The 16056-nt window shown below is 65.3% G+C and carries 18 protein-coding genes and 2 tRNA genes; 13 read left to right on the forward strand and 7 right to left on the reverse strand.

What is annotated here, in order from left to right; all coding sequences use genetic code 11:
• Window positions 1-71: 71 nt before the first annotated feature.
• A complete protein-coding gene (locus BM244_RS02905; protein WP_093397264.1) occupies window positions 72-1292 on the reverse strand; it encodes a serine hydrolase domain-containing protein in 1221 nt (406 codons plus the stop codon).
• 193 nt (window positions 1293-1485) lie between these two features.
• On the opposite strand from BM244_RS02905, the gene BM244_RS02910 reads away from it, so the two are divergent.
• Window positions 1486-3192: a class I adenylate-forming enzyme family protein gene (locus BM244_RS02910; protein WP_093398069.1), complete on the forward strand. Its 1707-nt coding sequence runs from the start codon at window positions 1486-1488 to the stop codon at window positions 3190-3192.
• A gap of 376 nt (window positions 3193-3568) precedes the next feature.
• Here BM244_RS02910 and glpK read toward each other — a convergent pair whose 3' ends face one another.
• Window positions 3569-5053, reverse strand: coding sequence for a glycerol kinase GlpK (glpK, locus tag BM244_RS02915; RefSeq protein WP_093397266.1), 1485 nt, complete (start codon window positions 5051-5053; stop codon window positions 3569-3571).
• Between the two features lie 171 nt (window positions 5054-5224).
• On the opposite strand from glpK, the gene BM244_RS02920 reads away from it, so the two are divergent.
• The 3 genes from BM244_RS02920 to BM244_RS02930 all read left to right on the forward strand — a co-directional run bounded on the left by BM244_RS02920 (window position 5225) and on the right by BM244_RS02930 (window position 6666).
• The gene (locus BM244_RS02920) at window positions 5225-6373 is read left to right on the forward strand and encodes an AI-2E family transporter (protein ID WP_093398070.1); all 1149 of its coding nucleotides are present in this window, start codon (window positions 5225-5227) and stop codon (window positions 6371-6373) included.
• A 54-nt stretch (window positions 6374-6427) separates the two neighbouring features.
• Window positions 6428-6504 (forward strand) — tRNA-Asp (locus BM244_RS02925).
• An 85-nt stretch (window positions 6505-6589) separates the two neighbouring features.
• Window positions 6590-6666 (forward strand) — tRNA-Asp (locus tag BM244_RS02930).
• A 291-nt stretch (window positions 6667-6957) separates the two neighbouring features.
• Here the strand turns inward: BM244_RS02930 and BM244_RS02935 are convergent.
• The 4 genes from BM244_RS02935 to BM244_RS02950 form a co-directional block, all read right to left on the reverse strand.
• Window positions 6958-7158 carry a DUF2842 domain-containing protein gene (locus BM244_RS02935; RefSeq protein WP_056048481.1) on the reverse strand — a complete coding sequence of 67 codons (201 nt, stop codon included), beginning with the start codon at window positions 7156-7158 and terminating at the stop codon, window positions 6958-6960.
• Window positions 7155-7688 carry a 5-formyltetrahydrofolate cyclo-ligase gene (locus BM244_RS02940; RefSeq protein WP_093397268.1) on the reverse strand — a complete coding sequence of 178 codons (534 nt, stop codon included), beginning with the start codon at window positions 7686-7688 and terminating at the stop codon, window positions 7155-7157. The genes BM244_RS02935 and BM244_RS02940 overlap by 4 nt, the downstream gene beginning before the upstream one ends.
• Window positions 7689-7883: 195 nt before the next feature.
• The gene (locus tag BM244_RS02945) at window positions 7884-8192 is read right to left on the reverse strand and encodes a cell division protein ZapA (protein ID WP_056048487.1); all 309 of its coding nucleotides are present in this window, start codon (window positions 8190-8192) and stop codon (window positions 7884-7886) included.
• Window positions 8192-8413, reverse strand: a complete 222-nt coding sequence (locus BM244_RS02950; protein ID WP_093397269.1) for a hypothetical protein — start codon at window positions 8411-8413, stop codon at window positions 8192-8194. The genes BM244_RS02945 and BM244_RS02950 overlap by 1 nt, the downstream gene beginning before the upstream one ends.
• Window positions 8414-8557: 144 nt before the next feature.
• Here BM244_RS02950 and gap point away from each other — a divergent pair, with 144 nt between their 5' ends.
• The 3 genes from gap to pgk all read left to right on the forward strand — a co-directional run bounded on the left by gap (window position 8558) and on the right by pgk (window position 11350).
• Entirely contained in the window at window positions 8558-9568 is a 1011-nt protein-coding gene (gap, locus tag BM244_RS02955) for a type I glyceraldehyde-3-phosphate dehydrogenase (RefSeq protein ID WP_056048489.1), read from the forward strand.
• Window positions 9569-9701: 133 nt separating this feature from the next.
• The gene (locus BM244_RS02960) at window positions 9702-10163 is read left to right on the forward strand and encodes an MOSC domain-containing protein (RefSeq protein ID WP_093398071.1); all 462 of its coding nucleotides are present in this window, start codon (window positions 9702-9704) and stop codon (window positions 10161-10163) included.
• A complete protein-coding gene (gene pgk, locus BM244_RS02965) occupies window positions 10160-11350 on the forward strand; it encodes a phosphoglycerate kinase (RefSeq protein ID WP_093397271.1) in 1191 nt (396 codons plus the stop codon). Before BM244_RS02960 ends, pgk begins: the two co-directional genes overlap by 4 nt.
• On the opposite strand, the gene BM244_RS02970 is transcribed toward pgk, so the two are convergent.
• Window positions 11347-11835 carry a TlpA family protein disulfide reductase gene (locus BM244_RS02970; RefSeq protein WP_093397272.1) on the reverse strand — a complete coding sequence of 163 codons (489 nt, stop codon included), beginning with the start codon at window positions 11833-11835 and terminating at the stop codon, window positions 11347-11349. The two genes, pgk and BM244_RS02970, sit on opposite strands and share 4 nt — an antisense overlap.
• 144 nt (window positions 11836-11979) lie before the next feature.
• On the opposite strand from BM244_RS02970, the gene BM244_RS02975 reads away from it, so the two are divergent.
• The 6 genes from BM244_RS02975 (at window position 11980) to BM244_RS03000 (ending at window position 15973) form a co-directional block, all read left to right on the forward strand.
• Entirely contained in the window at window positions 11980-12246 is a 267-nt protein-coding gene (locus tag BM244_RS02975; RefSeq protein ID WP_093397274.1) for a type II toxin-antitoxin system RelB family antitoxin, read from the forward strand.
• Window positions 12243-12575: a type II toxin-antitoxin system PemK/MazF family toxin gene (locus BM244_RS02980; RefSeq protein WP_093397275.1), complete on the forward strand. Its 333-nt coding sequence runs from the start codon at window positions 12243-12245 to the stop codon at window positions 12573-12575. The genes BM244_RS02975 and BM244_RS02980 overlap by 4 nt, the downstream gene beginning before the upstream one ends.
• 21 nt (window positions 12576-12596) lie before the next feature.
• Complete coding sequence (locus tag BM244_RS02985; protein ID WP_056058299.1) at window positions 12597-13517, forward strand: class I fructose-bisphosphate aldolase; 921 nt, start codon at window positions 12597-12599, stop codon at window positions 13515-13517.
• A gap of 75 nt (window positions 13518-13592) precedes the next feature.
• On the forward strand, window positions 13593-14282 hold the full coding sequence (thiE, locus tag BM244_RS02990; RefSeq protein WP_093397277.1) for a thiamine phosphate synthase: 690 nt from the start codon (window positions 13593-13595) through the stop codon (window positions 14280-14282).
• 76 nt (window positions 14283-14358) lie between these two features.
• The gene (locus BM244_RS02995; protein ID WP_093398072.1) at window positions 14359-15372 is read left to right on the forward strand and encodes a L,D-transpeptidase family protein; all 1014 of its coding nucleotides are present in this window, start codon (window positions 14359-14361) and stop codon (window positions 15370-15372) included.
• Window positions 15373-15376: 4 nt separating this feature from the next.
• Window positions 15377-15973, forward strand: coding sequence for a M23 family metallopeptidase (locus tag BM244_RS03000; protein ID WP_093397278.1), 597 nt, complete (start codon window positions 15377-15379; stop codon window positions 15971-15973).
• Window positions 15974-16056 lie beyond the last annotated feature (83 nt).

Consider the following 16056-nt stretch of genomic DNA (forward strand, 5'->3'; position numbering starts at 1 on the left):
AGCAGGAGCCCAGGGCCACATCGGCAGCCCTGCGTGATACTGGACTCCTGCGTGCGCAGGAGAACGGAAACTCAGGTCATCGCCGCGTAGATCATCGTCTTCAGTTCGCGGCGGATGGGATAGAAACTGCTCGGCGAAAGCTGCGTCATGAACACCATCGACAGCCGCTCGACGGGATCGACGAAGAACGCGGTCGAGAACATCCCGCCCCAGTAGAACTCGCCCTTCGACCCCGGCACCATCGTCTTCGCGACGTCGTCGGTGATCGCGAACCCGAGCCCGAAGCCGGTACCCGCATTCGACGCCTCGCTGAACAGCGACTTCGACATCGCCGCGAGATCCGATTTTCCGGGCAGGTGGTTCTGCGTCATCAGGTCGAGCGTCTTGCGCCCGAGGATGCGCGCGCCGTCTAGCTCGCCACCGTTCAGCAGCATCGTATTGAACCGGTGATAATCGAGCGCGGTCGAGACGAGCCCGCCGCCGCCGGAAACGAGCTTCGGCTGCCGGCTCCACGCACTCTCAGTCCCGCGATCGTACATCACGCGGCCCTTGCCCGGCGCGAGCGTGTAGCAATCGGTCAACCGGTCGAGCTTGTCGGAGGGAACCTGGAAGAAGGTGTCGTCCATCTTCAGCGGCGCGAAGATGCGTTCTTTGAAGAACTGGTCGAGCGGCAGGCCCGACACGCGCTGCACGACCGCGCCGAGCACGTCGGTCGCGACCGAATAATTCCACGCGGTGCCGGGCGAGAATTCGAGCGGGATCTTGGCCAGTGCGCCGATGAAGCCGTCGAGATCATACCCGCCATGCCAGCCTTCGATCTTGCCTTCGCGGTAGGCGGCATCGACGTTCGAACGGTTCTGGAAACTGTACGTCAGCCCCGAGGTGTGGCGGAGCAGGTCGATCATCCGCATCGGCTCGGCGGTCGGCCTGGTCACGAACGGCACGCCGCCACCGCCGCCATCATAGACGCCGATATCCTTGAACTCGGGTAGCACGTGGTGGACCGGCGTATCGACCGCGACGAGGCCCTGTTCGACCAGCATCATGAACGCGACCGAGGTGATCGGCTTGGTCATCGACGCAATCCGGAACAGCGAACCCTCATCGATTGCCTTGCCGCCCTCACGTGCCGCGCCCGCGTTCGAGAAATGGACGATCTCGCCGTCGCGCGCGATCAGCAATTGCGCGTTCGGCAGCTTGCCCGAATCGATGTAGCGCGTCTGGAGCAGCGTATCGATCGCCGCCAATCGGCTCGCATCGAAGCCGTGCGCGGCAGGTTCAGCGATTTTCACGATTCGACCGTCCGTGTCATGACCCGCTCCATACCCCTAGTTCGAACTTCGTGCCTCTATTGCCTTGAGTGCGGCAGGAATCAACTATAACCTGTCTTCGAACAGGCGATAAGCCAAACCCGAAATTCAACTCTGGAGTCAACCGGTCTTGGCAAGCGAACCGATCATCGCACTCGATCCCTCCTGGCCGGCAATGTCGCTCGCCGATGCCGAGCGAATGCTGACCGCGCCCGGCGCGAAGTTCGAGATGGAGATGCTGACGATCGACGGCATCGAGACGCGCATCTGGAAGAACGCGCCACCGTCGTTGCGCTGGCTGGCCGAGGCGGCGCGCGCGCATGGCGACCGGGTGTTCACAGCGTATGAGGACGAGCGCGTCACCTACGAGGCGAACTTTCGTGCGATTGCGGTGCTGGCGCATCGGTTGCGTGAGATGGGGATCCGCCCCGGCGACCGCGTCGCGCTGGCGATGCGCAACCTGCCCGAATGGCCGGTCGCGTTCTTTGCGGGCGCGAGCATCGGCGCGATCATGGTGCCGCTCAACGCGTGGTGGACCGGCGCGGAGATGGAATACGGCTTAGCCGATTCGGGTGCGCGCGTGTTGATCACCGATGACGAGCGGCATCATCGGCTGGAGGCGGCGTATGCGACGTTGCCGGCGCTGGAGCACGTGTTCGTCGCGCGCGCCGCAGAACCGCTGACCGGGATCGTGACGCGGCTGGAGGACGTGATCGGCACCCCGCACGACTGGGCTGCGTTGCCTGACGTTGGCTTGCCCGACGCGACCATCGCACCCGACGACGATGCAACGATCTTCTACACCAGCGGCACCACCGGCGCACCGAAGGGGGCACTCGGCACGCACCGCAACATGATGTCGAACATCCTGTCGGGCGGCTATTCCTCGGCGCGCTCGTTCCTGCGCCGCGGTGAGGCACCGCCCGAACCGACGCCGCGCGTGACGCTGACGGTGATCCCGTTGTTCCACGTCACCGCCTGCTCGGCGGGCATGATGGGCGTGATCGCGACGGGCAGCACGATGATCTTCATGCGGAAATGGGACACGATCCGCGCGATGGAGATCATCGAGCGCGAGAAGGTCAACATCACCGGCGGCGTGCCGACCATCGCCTGGCAGCTTTTGGAGCATCCCGACCGTGGCCGCTATGACCTCTCGTCGCTCGAATCGATCGCCTATGGCGGCGCGCCCGCAGCGCCCGAACTGGTGAAGCGCATCCATGCCGAGTTCGGCGCGATGCCCGGCAATGGCTGGGGCATGACCGAGACGATGGCGACCGTCACGCATCACGGCGGGGAGGACTATCTCAACCGCCCGACCAGCGCGGGGCCTCCGGTGGCGGCTGCCGACCTGAAGATCATCGCGGACGACGGCGTGACGGAGATGCCTGTGGGCGAGGTCGGCGAACTCTGGGCACGCGGACCGATGATCGTGAAAGGCTACTGGAACAAGCCGGATGCGACCGCCGCGACCTTTGTGGACGGCTGGGTCCGAACCGGCGATCTCGCGCGGCTGGACGACGAGGGATTCTGCTACATTGTCGACCGCGCCAAGGACATGATCATCCGCGGTGGCGAGAACATCTATTCCAGCGAGGTCGAGAACGTCCTCTACGCGCACCCCGCGGTGACTGACGCGGCGCTGATCGGTATCCCGCATCGTATCCTGGGTGAGGAGCCCGCGGCGGTGGTGCACCTCGCGCCGGGTGCGGTGACGACCGAGGCCGAGTTGCAGGGCTGGGTGCGGCAACATCTGGCGGCGTTCAAGACGCCGGTTGCGGTGCGCTTCGTGCACGAGACGCTGCCGCGGAATGCGAACGGGAAGATCTTGAAAAAGGACCTGCAGGTGCTGTTCGAGGATCGGGTGGGGGTGATGGGGTAGGCTTCTACTCCCCCCTGAAAGGGAGGGGCCGGGGTGGGTCGGCTTCCGCTAAACCCGACCGTTGTGTCTCAAGCTGGCCGACCCACCCCCAACCCCTCCCTTTCAGGGAGGGGGGCATGTGGTGTTCTTGGCGTCGGTCATGGTCGGCCGCGGCCGCTCCTGCTCGAGAGTTTAGGACGGAGCGAAAGGGAAGACCCGCGGAGGAATTGCAGGTGTTGTTCGAGGATCTGGCTCAAGTGACGGCATAATTCTTCGGCTCCCCTCCCTGGAAGAAAGGGGCTGGGGGTGGGTCGGTTGCCGCATACTCGATGCCGCGTGGATCGAACCGGCCACCCCCCCCAACCCTTCTCTTTCAGGAAGGGGAGCTCGGTGCGTTTTATGAACGGCTGGCAGCCACCACCGCATCGACGGCGGTCTTCCAACCTGCGAGCCTCGCCTGCCGCTCGTCCTCTCCCAGCGACGGCGTGAACGTCTCGACCTCGCCACGCATCGCGGTGGCCTCCTCTAACCCTCCAAACAACCCGGCGCCGACCCCAGCCAACATCGCCGCGCCCAGTGCGGTCGTCTCGGCGAACCTCGGCCGTTCCACCTCGATCCCGAGCAGGTCCGCCATGTCCTGCGCCATCCAGTCGTTGGCGACCATGCCGCCGTCGATCCGCAGGCTGTGCCAGTCGATCCCGTCCGCGGCGAACGCAGTCTTCAGATCGTGCGCCTGGTACGCCATCGCCTCCAGCGCAGCGCGAGCCACGTGCGCCTTGCCGGTGGCGAAGCTCAGTCCCGAGATGCTCGCGCGGGCGTCCGGTTCCCACCACGGCGCGCCTAGGCCGCTGAGCGCAGGCACCAGGTACACGCCGCCGGTGTCGGGCACGCTGCGGGCCAGTGCTTCGGTTTCCGCGGCCGTGTCGATCAGGCCCAGCGTGTCGCGGAGCCACTGTACCAAGCTGCCGGCGACGAACACCGACCCTTCCAGCGCATAGGCGCGCTCGCCGCCGAGCTGCCAAGCGACCGTCGACAGCATCCGGTGCCCCGAGGTCGGCGGCGTCGCCCCGGCATGGGTGAGGATGAACGCACCCGTGCCGAACGTCGCCTTGGTCTGGCCGAGCGCGAGGCAGGCCTGGCCGATAGCAGCGGCTTGCTGGTCGCCGGCGATACCGCAGATCGGGATTGCCGCGCCGAACGCGGTCGTCTCGCCGAACCGTCCGGCGCAATCGACGATCTCCGGCAACGACGCGCGGGGCACGCCGAATAGCGCACAAAGCCCGTCGTCCCAGTCGCCGATGTGCACGTCCATCAGGGCGGTGCGCGAGGCGTTGGTCGCGTCCGTCACATGCAATCCGCCGGTCAGTTTCCAGATCAGCCAGCTGTCGACCGTGCCGATCGCGAGGCGCGTTCCGGCGTCGGCGAGTTGCGGCCATTCGCGCATGGCCCAGCCGATCTTCGAGGCAGAGAAATACGGGTCGAGAAGGAGGCCGGTCTTGGCTTGGACCTCGGCCTCGTGACCCTGTTCGCGCAAGTCCCGGCAGGTCGCGGCGGTACGCCGGTCCTGCCAGACGATCGCGGGCGCGAGCGGTTCGCCGGTCTCGCGGTCCCAGAAGACGATCGTCTCGCGCTGGTTGGTGATGCCGATCCCGGCGATCCGGTGTGCGCCGCCTGCCTGAGCGACCATGGCCGCGGTTACGCGCAACGTCTTGCGCCAAATCTCGGCCGCGTCATGCTCGACCCACCCGGCGCGCGGGTATTTCTGGTCGAGCGCGCGGGCTTCGCTGGCGATGCAACGGCCGTCGGTCGCGAACAGCATCGCGCGGGTGGACGTGGTGCCCTCGTCGATGACGAGAATTAGATCGGTGGCATCGTTCGGCATGCTTGAATGCTAGCCACGATTACGGGATGGAGGAACAAAGGAATTACCATGTCGGACGAGGGTCTTCGCCAGGAAACGTACCAGCCACAGGGCGGGGACGGCGTCGCTGTGGAAGGTCCCCCAGCCGAAAGTGCGTTCGGGCTGCCGATCGCGGTCGGGGTCGAGGATGCGATGCGAATCGCACAGCGTCGCGATCGGTTGCTGGCCGCGTTGACGCTGACCGCCGGCGTCGGGCTGATCCTTGCCACGCCGTTCGCGCTGAAATCCGGGGCGGAGTTCTTCCTGCCACTGACGATCGCGCTCGTGATCTCGGTGGCGCTCGTGCCGGTGCTGGAATGGCTCGAGCGGCGTCACGTACCGTCGCCGCTCGCCGCGATCTTGTGCATCCTGGTGTTCCTGATCGCCGCGAACATCGCGATCGCAGCGATCCTCGTGCCCGCGACCGACTTCTTCCGCCTGCTCCCGACACGGTTGGACCGGATCCAGAGCAACCTCGCGCCCCTGCTCGACCTCTATTCGAGCCTCGAGAAATACGTGAACAAGACGCTCCGTCAGGTCGCGTCGACCCCTATCAAGCAGCCGGCGACTGCGGGCGTCGCAGCGCCGGGTTCGATCTTGGAACTCGCCGCGACGTCGGCGCCGGCCGTCATTGTCCAGTTCCTGTTCGGCGTCCTGATCGTGTTCTTTTTCCTCTCGGGATGGACGCGGATGCGGCGGCAGACGATCACCGGGCGGACTAGCTTCGATGGGGCGATGGCGACCGCGCGCGTGATCCAGGATATCGTCGATGACGTGTCGGCGTATCTGGGGACGATCACGCTCATCAACATCGTGCTCGGGATCGTCACGGGCACCGCGCTGTGGTTCATCGGCATGCCGTATCCGGCGATGTGGGGCGGGATCGTCGCGCTGCTTAATTACATCCCGTATTTCGGGCCGGTGATCGGGGCGTTCCTGCTCGCGTTGGGCGGCTTGATGACGTTTTCGGACATCTGGATGGCGATGCTGCCGCCGGCGCTGATGTACGGGCTGCACCTGGTCGAGGCGAACGCGATCACGCCGTTCGTGGTCGGGCACCGGCTGACGATCAGCCCTTTGCTGATCCTGATCTCGCTGAGCTTCTGGGGATGGGTGTGGGGCACGTCGGGCGCGTTGCTCGCGGTTCCGTTGCTCATCATCATCCAGACCATCGTGAAGGCCGCTGGCAAGCCCGATATCGCCGGGTTCCTGTTCGAGCACGGGACGCTAGTGCAGCCCAAGACCGGGCGAAATCGTCGTCGTGGCGACCCGCCCGAGGCACAACGTGAAACTGGCGGATAATTTGGGTTGACGGTATCCGAACCCTCGCCTAGTTGCCGCCTCCACGCTGTTTCAGCGGGTGTAGCTCAGTTGGTTAGAGCGCCGGCCTGTCACGCCGGAGGTCGCGGGTTCGAGTCCCGTCACTCGCGCCATCGTTTAGGTGGTTCGAGATTGTGTTGAGGTTTTGACGAGCCTTCCCGCGTGTCCCTTGGGGCGCTAGGGTTCGTCATTGGGAATGCGGGTGTAGCTCAGTTGGTTAGAGCGCCGGCCTGTCACGCCGGAGGTCGCGGGTTCGAGTCCCGTCACTCGCGCCACCCTGTAGGGGTGGCCGAGACCCTTCAAAGCTTTGGATGCTGCGAGCATCCAGTCCTACCTTCCGGTCAGGACCATTCCCCCCATACCGTTCGTGCTGAGTAGAGACCGAGTAGCTCTGTCAGGAGCGTATCGAGGGCTCGTATCGAAGCATGGGTTCCGCGCGCCAACCTCATCCTTCGATACGCCCTCTCGATACGCCGCCTCCGGCGACTACTCGATGGCTACTCAGGACGAGCGGTAGAGGGGGGCAGGGGAGCGCGTCGGCGCAGGGAGCCGGCAGGCGGAGTGCGCTACCGCCCAAGCTCCATCCAGCGCAGGACCGGCTTCAGCGGTGCTATCCAGATCAGGCCGGTGAACAGGTAGAACACCAATTGCCCCAGCCAGTGCCAGCTGCCGACGATGTTCGACAAGCTCACGATGGCCACGCACCACACCAGGATCAGGAGCAGGATGCCGAGCATGCCGACGGGTTTGCGCCAAGTTGGCGTCATGGCGTGATCCAGTCTGATTCGGTGGCGATGGCGTGGAGCGGGACGTCCCACGGGTCTGGGGTCAGCGTGTCGACTTCCTGCACCGACAACGCAACCCCGACGCGCCACGCGTTCGGATGTGCGAGGAAAGCGCGGTCGTAATAGCCGGCGCCTTGTCCGATCCGGTTGCCGCTGCGATCGAAGCCGACGAGCGGGGTCAGGATGATGTCGGGTTCGAGTTCGGCTGCGTCCTCTGCTGGCTGGTGCAACCCGAACGGCCCGGCGACCAGTGCCGCCTCGGTTGCCCAGGCAAGGAAGCGCATCGGCAGCGAGCGGCGGACGACATGGGGCAGGGCGATGACGCATCCGGCATCGACCGCGGCGCGCGCGAAAGGCGAGGGGTCCGCTTCGCCGCCGAACGGGACATAGGAGGCGACCGTCAATCCGGATTTCAGCCGTGCCAGAAACGCCGACGGAACAGGAAGCTCGACCGGCCGGCGCGCTTCTCGCGCGGCGCGGAGCGAGGCTCTCAGCGCGCTCTTGTCGGTCATGCGCACGCGACCTTCGAATGTGGTGTTGTGGCGGGCCCACCATGGCCGTGTGCCGGGTTATCCACTGACGCACGGTACGTCAGGTGGGGACCATGTGCTTCGGACCAGGATCCTAACAGGGACAGCCCCCTATGGATGATGAATAGCCTCAGGGATAATAAAGGCTCGTACCGGGCAGAACCCGCCACAGCCAATCTAGGCGTTGGGCGGGCTAAGCTCAAGGGCTTGCGCGAGGCCTTCGAGACGATCGGCGATCCGCGTGAGTGCGATCTCGCTGACCGCCGAACCTTCGGGTGGGCGATGCGCGGCTTCGTCGAGGTCGTCGGCGAGCATCAGCGCGACGAACAGCATCGCGCGCTCGGCGCTGAGACCGCCTGCGGCACGGTCCGCGGTCGCCCAGCGCTCGGCGACCATCGCACCCAGCAGGCGGACGCGCGACTCTTCGCCGTCGCGACAGGCGACCGCATGCGGACGACCGCCGATATCGAGCATGACCTGTGCCATCAGTTGGGGCTCCCGCGGGTGATCACGTCGTCGAGTGCGGCGACGGCTTCGGCCATCCGCGCCTTGAGGGCTGCATGGCGCTTGGCGAGGGCATCGCCGGCTTCGGCACGGGCAGCGATAGCGGATTCGATCCGCGCGATCGCCGCGTCGATCCGTTCTACGGCAGTAGGCGCGTCGCCCCGGTCGACGGGCGTCGGCGCATCGGTAATTGTGTCTGACATAGCATGCGAGATAGCATGGCCGGGAGGCGCGACAAGCCGGTTTCGCCCTTGCGATCAGCGATCCACGGTGTTGACAGGGCGCCCCACCGCCCCGCAAAGGCTGCGCGCCCGGAACGGACTCGCGGGCGTAGCGGAGAGACAGCAATGACGGTCAAGGTTGCGATCAACGGTTTCGGGCGCATCGGCCGTCTCGTCGCCCGTGCGGTACTCGAACAGTCGAACGGCGCACTCGAACTCGTCGCGATCAACGATCTCGGCGATGCCAAGTCGAACGCCTGGCTGTTCAAGCGCGACAGCGTGCACGGCAAGTATCCGGGTGAGGTTTCGGCCGAAGGCAACGAGTTGGTCGTCGACGGCAAGCGCATCCGCGTCACCGCCGAGCGTGACCCGGCAAACCTGCCGCACGCCGAGCTGGGCGTCGACATCGTGCTCGAGTGCACCGGCTTCTTCACCGACAAGGCGAGCTGCCAGAAGCATCTCGACGCGGGCGCGAAGAAGGTGCTGATCTCGGCGCCGGGCAAGAACGTCGACCTGACCGTCGTCTACGGCGTGAACCACGACAAGCTGACCGCCGAGCACACGATCGTCTCTAATGCGTCGTGCACCACGAACTGCCTCGCGCCCGTCGCCAAGGTGCTGAACGATGCGATCGGCATCGAGCGCGGCCTGATGACGACCGTGCATGCCTACACCAACGACCAGAAGATCCTCGACCAGATCCACCCGGACCTGCGTCGCGCGCGCGCTGCTGCGATGTCGATGATCCCGACGACTACGGGTGCGGCTCGTGCGGTTGCGGAAGTTCTGCCGGAGCTGAAGGGCAAGCTCGACGGCTCGGCGATCCGCGTGCCGGTGCCGGACGTGTCGCTGATCGACCTGACCTTCACGCCGTCGCGCGACACGACGCGTGAAGAGGTGAATGCGGTGCTGAAGGCGGCCTCCGAGAGCGGCCCGCTGGTCGGTGTGCTCGACTGGTCGGACGAGCCGCTCGTCTCGATCGATCTCCAGCATACTCCGGCCTCGTCGACGATCGACAGCCTGGAGACCGCAGTGATCGACGGCAAGCTGGTCCGCGTCGTCAGCTGGTACGATAACGAGTGGGGCTTCTCGAACCGGATGGTCGATACGGCGACCGCGATGGCGAAGTTCATCTAAGCTCGCGATTTATGCGTCCCCTGTTCCGTTCGCTTCGAGCGCAGTCGAGAAGTCGTCTCCCGTGACAGATGGCGTCTCGACTGCGCTCGACACGAACGGGGAGGGGGCGGTGGCTCAGGCCCCGGCCTCGACGATGGCTGGCTCGATCGCCGGCATCGCGCGCCACGCCCGCGCCAAGAGCCCGATGGAGGTCATCGACGATGTCGAGATCACCATCGAGGCTGGCCTGCACGGCGACTTCCGCGGTCGCGTGAAGCCCGGTGGCAAGGGGCGGCGGCAGGTCACGTTGCTCGAACGTGGCGACTGGGACGCGGCGATGGCCGAAGTCGGGCGCGATATTCCGTGGTACGAGCGGCGTGCGAACCTGCTCGTCGACAGCTTCGACCTTCCCCAGATACCTGGCACGCGGCTCCGCATCGGCGCGGACGTCGTGCTGGAGGTGACGCGCCACACCGATCCGTGCGACCGCATGGATGCACTGGCGCCAGGATTGTTCGCTGCGCTGACGCCGGACTGGCGGGGCGGGGCCTGTACCCGAGTTTTGATGGGCGGCAGAATCGCCGTCGGTGATGAGATCAGGATCGAAGAACCATGACCAAGCCATTCAAGACGCTCGACGATATTGGCGATATCCGCGGCAAGCGCGTGCTCGTCCGCGAAGACCTCAACGTGCCGATGGCCGAGGGTCACGTCACCGACGATACCCGCCTGCGCGCCACCGTCGCGACGGTTGGCGAACTCGCCGACAAGGGCGCGATCGTCCTAGTGCTCGCGCATTTCGGTCGTCCCAAGGGCGTGCCGAGCCCCGAATTCTCGCTGTCGCAAGTCGTGAAGCCGTACAGCGAAGTGCTGGGCCGCGAAGTCCGCTACATCGATTGGGAAGGGGCCGACGCCGCCGTTGCGACGCTCGAACCCGGCGATATCGCGGTTCTAGAGAACACGCGCTTCTTTGGCGGCGAGGAGACCAACGACGCGGCGGTCGTCCAGCGTTTCGCAAGCCTTGGCGATCTCTACGTCAACGATGCCTTCTCAGCTGCGCACCGCGCGCATGCCTCGACCGAGGGTCTTGCCCACGTATTGCCCGCCTTTGCCGGCCGGGCGATGGAAGCTGAGCTCGACGCTTTGCAGAAGGCACTTGGCGAGCCCGAGCATCCTGTCGCGGCGGTCGTCGGCGGCGCGAAGGTTTCGTCGAAGCTCGACGTGCTGCGTCACCTCGTCACCAAGGTAGATCACCTGATCATCGGCGGCGGCATGGCCAACACCTTTCTCGCGGCACGCGGCGTCGATGTCGGTAAAAGTCTTTGCGAGCATGAGCTTGCAAGCGTGTGCGAACAGATCATGGAAGCTGCGGACAAGGCGAACTGCACGGTTCACCTGCCGTACGACGTCGTGGTCGCCAAGGAGTTCAAGCCGAACCCCGCCACCCGTACGGTCAACGTGCACGAAGTCGCCGCCGACGAGATGATCCTCGACGTCGGCCCGGCTGCGGTCGAGTCGCTCGGCGACGTGCTGAAGAACTGCCGCACCTTGGTCTGGAACGGCCCGCTCGGCGCGTTCGAGACGGTGCCGTTCGACAAGGCGACCGTCGCCCTCGCAAAGACCGCCGCAGCACTGACCGAAGGCGGTTCGCTCGTCTCGGTCGCAGGCGGTGGCGATACGGTTGCGGCGCTGAACCACGCGGGCGTTGCGGACGCGTTCACGTTTGTCTCGACCGCAGGCGGTGCGTTTCTAGAGTGGATGGAAGGCAAGGACCTCCCCGGCGTCGCGGCGCTGACGCGCTAAGGCGCGGGTTCCCGCAGCAGCGGGACCAGTAAGGTATTTAGGTCGTCCAGGTCGAACGCGCCGGCTTTCGCATAGCGAACCACGCCGGCGCGATCGATGATGTAGTTGGTGGGGAGGGCGCCCATCGCCGCGAACGGTCCCTTGATCCGCCGTGCGGACGGTATCGCCATCGCTGCGAACAGGGGCTTCAACTTGGACGCAGGCAGCGAATCTTCCGTAGCAACCGCAAATACGCGCAGTCCGTTGGGCTTGCGAAGTCGGTAGTAATTGTCGAGCAACGGCAGTTCGGCCTTGCAGGGCCCACACCAGGTCGCCCAGAAGTTCAGGACGACGACCTGGCCACGGAGTTCGGTGCTGCGCACCTTGGTTCCGTCGATCAACGTCAGTTCGAATGGCGGCGCCGGCTCGCCCATTTTTACCGCGGCCGTCGCTGCGGAGGCGATCGCGATCGTCGCGCATGCGATGATGCCCTGCAAAATCCTCATTGCCCCGCCCCTGTGCTGCCCGCCCTGTATTGCGAGAATGTCGGCGTCGAAAGATCCAACGTCAATCACTAGGTTTGCCCTCTGGCCGGGGCTTGATCCGCGACATCCCCACGCCTATGTTTAACATGTTAAACGGAGACTCGGATGCTTGGCGTCAGGCTCGATAGCGAACTCGAAGAGCGACTCGCGGCGGTTGCGCGTACCCAAGGGCGCAGCAAGAGCGATATCGCACGCGAAGCCGTGCGACGCTATGTCGAACGCCACGACGAGGCTTTCCTGGCGGAGGCGAAGCGGCAGTCGCTTGCGGCGGCAGCACTCGGCTGGACCGAGGAAGACGACGCATGGGAGCGGTTGGGTGTCGCCTGGGATGATCCGGAGCCTGCCAGCAATCGCCGTGATGCCGCCGAATGAAACGCGGTGATATCGTTACTATTGCCGACGCCGATGCGGGGGACTTTGCCAGAAAGCCGCGCCCGGCGCTCGTCGTTCAGACCGACGCGTTCCTGCGGGACCATGACAGCGTTACGGTGTGTTTGATTACCAGCCAGCTTGCCGGCCTCGGCATGTTCCGTATTCCGATCGCTGCAAACCCCGACACGGGGCTCTTCAAGCCGAGCGAGGTGAGTATCGACAAGGTGCAGTCAGTCTGGCGGCATCGGATCGGTCGACGAGTCGGTGCTGCTTCCAACGAAACCATGTTTGCGGTCGATCAGGCACTTCGCCGATGGTTGGCCCTTTAAATACTTAGAGAGGATTTACCCATGACATCCACGATCACTCCCCAAGTCAAAACCATTCTCGACAAGTACGAAGCCACCAGTTCGGCGGTGAAGGCGAACCTCGCGCGCATCCTGATGCAGGGCAAGCTCGGCGGCACCGGCAAGCTCGTGATCCTGCCGGTCGACCAGGGGTTCGAGCACGGCCCAGCGCGCAGCTTCTCGGTCAATCCGCCGGCCTACGATCCGCATTACCATTATCAGCTCGCGATCGATGCGGGGCTGAGCGCCTATGCAGCGCCGCTCGGCATGCTCGAAGCGGGGGCGGATACGTTTGCCGGGCAGATCCCGACGATCCTGAAGTGCAACAGCTCGAACAGCTGGGCGACGACGATCGACCAGGCGGTGACGGCGACGGTGTCGGACGCGGTACGGCTCGGGTCGGCGGCGATCGGCTTCACGATCTATCCGGGCGCGGACCAGTTCTTCGATCTCGTCGAGGAAATCCGCGAGCTGAGCGAAGAGGCCAAGTCGGTCGGTATCGCGACGGTGATCTGGTCCTATCCGCGCGGCGGCGAGCTGACCAAGGACGGCGAACTCGCTTTGGACGTCGGTGCCTATGCCGCGCACATGGCGGCGCTGCTCGGTGCGCACATCATCAAGACCAAGCTGCCGACCGCGCACATCGAGCAGAAGGAAGCCAAGCCGCTCTATGCGAACACCGATTGGTCGAAGCAGTCCGATCGCGTGAAGCACGTCGTCCAGTCGAGCTTTGCCGGACGTCGCATCAACGTCTTCTCGGGCGGTGCGTCGAAGGGCGAGGACGCGATTTTCCAGGACGCGCGCGACATCCGCGACGGTGGCGGCAACGGCTCGATCATCGGCCGCAACACCTTCCAGCGCCCGCGCGACGAGGCGCTGGCGATGCTCGACCGGATCATCCGGATTTACAAGAACGAGGAATAAGCTGCGGTTTGCCGTCACGTCATCCCGGTCCTGCGCCGGGGTGACGTGGCAGGCATGAAAGGCTAGGGGGCGGGCATGACCGAATTCGAAGATCCGCTGGGCCCGCTCGATCCCAATTTCGCCGAGAATTTCCGCCGCGACATGCGCCGGCCGGCTTGCCAGTTGTATCTGGTGTCGCCGCTGGACGTAGGGGGTGATTTCCCCGCGCGTCTGGTGCGAGCGCTCGATGCCGGGCCGGTTGCCGCGTTCCAGTTTCGCGTGAAGGATATCGACCAGCATGCGGCTGCCGCGCTGGGCGAGCCGTTGCGCGCGATCTGTGCCGAGCGCGACGTCGCGTTCATCGTCAACGACGATATCGGGCTGGCGAAGCGGCTCGACGCGGATGGCGTGCATCTCGGGCAGGACGATGGCGATCCGCGCGAGGCGCGCGCGCAGCTCGGGCCCAATGCGCAGATCGGCGTGAGCTGTCACGGCAGTCGCCATCTGGCGATGGAAGCGGGCGAGGCGGGGGCCGACTACGTCGCGTTCGGCGCCTTCTATCCGACCACGACGAAGGTCGCGACGCATACCGCGGAGCCGGTCATCCTGTCCTGGTGGTCGACGCTGTTCGAGATGCCGTGCGTCGCGATCGGCGGGATCACCCCGGAAAACGCCGCGCCGCTCGTCGCCGCCGGTGCCGACTTCATCGCCGTATCGAGCGCCGTCTGGAGTGGCGACGAGGTCGCTGCGGTCAAGGCGTTTGGCGAGGTCCTTGCCCGACGCTGAGATCGCGCTGAACCGTTGGAAACAACCGTCGTCCCGACCGTTTGATGCAGGAGCGTAACGGTTTGGGATGACGGGCATGACAGCATTTACGACGAAGGCTTCGGTTCTGGCGGCCTGCTTGCTGGGCGCTGCATTGCCCGCATCTGCACAGACTGCGCCAACGAAGCCGGTACCGATCGATCGCAACGTCCTGCACGTTCAGGTAATTCTCGATCATCTCGGCGTTGGACCGGGCGTGCTCGACGGGCGCGGCGGGCAGTCGCTGGTCGCCGCGCTGAAGGGGTTCCAAGAGGCGAAGGGCTTGCCGATCACCGGCAAGCCGGACGCGCGGACGCTGCAGGCGTTATACCCGTACCGGGCGGCGCGGCCGACCGTGACGGTCGCGTTGACGCCGGAGATGCTGGCGGGCCCGTTCGTCAATCCGTTCCCGAAGGATCCTGCGAAGCAGGCCGAGCTTCCATCGCTGGGCTACAAGAACGTCATGGAGAAGCTCGGCGAGATGTTCCACACGACGCCCGCGGTGATCGTGGCGCTGAATTCGCCGACGACGAAGCTGACGCCGGGCACGAAGGTGGTGTTCCCGAACGCGCTTCCGTCTTCTCGCGCGTATGATCCGAAGCTGAAGCCGGATTGGATCGCCACGCTCACCATGCTGAACGTCGATGCGAAGCAGCCTCAGGCCGATCACATCGTCGTCGACAAGTCGGACGGCGTGCTGCGCGTGCTCGACGCTAAAGACAAGCTGATCGCGCAGTTCTCGGCGACGATGGGGTCGAGCCATGATCCGCTGCCGCTCGGCACGTGGAAGATCTACGGGTCCGACTACAACCCTAAATTCCACTTTAACCCCGCGCTCTTCTGGGACGCGAAGAAGGGGCAGAAGAAGGAGATGCTGCCTCCCGGGCCGAACGGTCCGGTCGGCGTCGTCTGGATGGACCTGTCGAAGGAGCATTACGGCATCCACGGTACGCCCAACCCGGAGACGATCGGGCGCGCGGAAAGTCATGGTTGCATCCGCCTGACCAACTGGGACGCGGCGCGGCTGTCGATGATGATCCATCCGGGCATCAAGGCCGTGTTCCAGGCTTGAGGCGATGACGCGGACGTTCTGGATCATTCTCGGGTTGATCGTGGTCGTGGTCGGCGGGTTCGCGTCGATGGTGTCGTTCGGAAGCGGTGGCGATCGGCGAGTGTCGTGGCGAAAACCTTCACCGCCGACCGAAGTCGCTGCCGTTCCTGTCCAGGACGGTCCATTGGCCGTCCCGGTTGCGGGCGTGCCGCGCAAGGCGATCGCGGATAGCTGGAACGACGCGCGGGGCGGCGGACTGCGCGGCCATCACGGGACTGATATCATGGCCGCGAGCGGCACGCCGGTCGTCGCCGCTGCACCGGGGCGGATCGAGAAGTTGTTCCAGAGCGGGCTCGGCGGGATCACGTTGTACGTTCGCTCGCCCGATCGTCGCTGGACCTATTATTACGCGCACCTTGCCGGGTACGCGGCCGGCATCCGCGAGGGGATGGCGGTCAAGGCGGGCGACACGCTTGGCTATGTCGGCGATACCGGCGATGCGGGGGCGGGCAATTACCACCTGCATTTCGGGCTGACGAAGATGCAGCCGGGCGACCGCTGGTGGCAGGGCGAGAACGTCAACCCGTACCCGCTGCTTGCCGGACGCGAGCGCGCCCGCTAAAGCGCGCGGCTTCGGGTTTCCGCAGAGCCACGCCTTCAGGGCCATGCTTGGCGGACGGCCCCTAGCTCTTTCCAGCAGGAATA

The sequence above is a fragment of the Sphingomonas sp. OK281 genome, from assembly GCF_900115295.1.
In the GTDB taxonomy this organism is placed as follows: domain Bacteria; phylum Pseudomonadota; class Alphaproteobacteria; order Sphingomonadales; family Sphingomonadaceae; genus Sphingomonas.

Coding starts and splice junctions, on each gene's coding strand:
- gap (WP_056048489.1), top strand. CDS start 8,558: ATGACGGTCAAGGTTGCGATCAACGGTTTCGGGCGCATCGGCCGTCTC.
- BM244_RS02945 (WP_056048487.1), bottom strand. CDS start 8,192: ATGGCACAGGTCATGCTCGATATCGGCGGTCGTCCGCATGCGGTCGCC.
- BM244_RS02980 (WP_093397275.1), top strand. CDS start 12,243: ATGAAACGCGGTGATATCGTTACTATTGCCGACGCCGATGCGGGGGAC.
- BM244_RS02940 (WP_093397268.1), bottom strand. CDS start 7,688: ATGACCGACAAGAGCGCGCTGAGAGCCTCGCTCCGCGCCGCGCGAGAA.
- BM244_RS02920 (WP_093398070.1), top strand. CDS start 5,225: ATGCGAATCGCACAGCGTCGCGATCGGTTGCTGGCCGCGTTGACGCTG.
- BM244_RS02950 (WP_093397269.1), bottom strand. CDS start 8,413: ATGTCAGACACAATTACCGATGCGCCGACGCCCGTCGACCGGGGCGAC.
- BM244_RS02910 (WP_093398069.1), top strand. CDS start 1,486: ATGTCGCTCGCCGATGCCGAGCGAATGCTGACCGCGCCCGGCGCGAAG.
- BM244_RS02985 (WP_056058299.1), top strand. CDS start 12,597: ATGACATCCACGATCACTCCCCAAGTCAAAACCATTCTCGACAAGTAC.
- BM244_RS02970 (WP_093397272.1), bottom strand. CDS start 11,835: ATGAGGATTTTGCAGGGCATCATCGCATGCGCGACGATCGCGATCGCC.
- glpK (WP_093397266.1), bottom strand. CDS start 5,053: ATGCCGAACGATGCCACCGATCTAATTCTCGTCATCGACGAGGGCACC.
- BM244_RS02960 (WP_093398071.1), top strand. CDS start 9,702: ATGGCTGGCTCGATCGCCGGCATCGCGCGCCACGCCCGCGCCAAGAGC.
- BM244_RS02995 (WP_093398072.1), top strand. CDS start 14,359: ATGACAGCATTTACGACGAAGGCTTCGGTTCTGGCGGCCTGCTTGCTG.
- BM244_RS02975 (WP_093397274.1), top strand. CDS start 11,980: ATGCTTGGCGTCAGGCTCGATAGCGAACTCGAAGAGCGACTCGCGGCG.
- pgk (WP_093397271.1), top strand. CDS start 10,160: ATGACCAAGCCATTCAAGACGCTCGACGATATTGGCGATATCCGCGGC.
- thiE (WP_093397277.1), top strand. CDS start 13,593: ATGACCGAATTCGAAGATCCGCTGGGCCCGCTCGATCCCAATTTCGCC.
- BM244_RS02935 (WP_056048481.1), bottom strand. CDS start 7,158: ATGACGCCAACTTGGCGCAAACCCGTCGGCATGCTCGGCATCCTGCTC.
- BM244_RS03000 (WP_093397278.1), top strand. CDS start 15,377: ATGACGCGGACGTTCTGGATCATTCTCGGGTTGATCGTGGTCGTGGTC.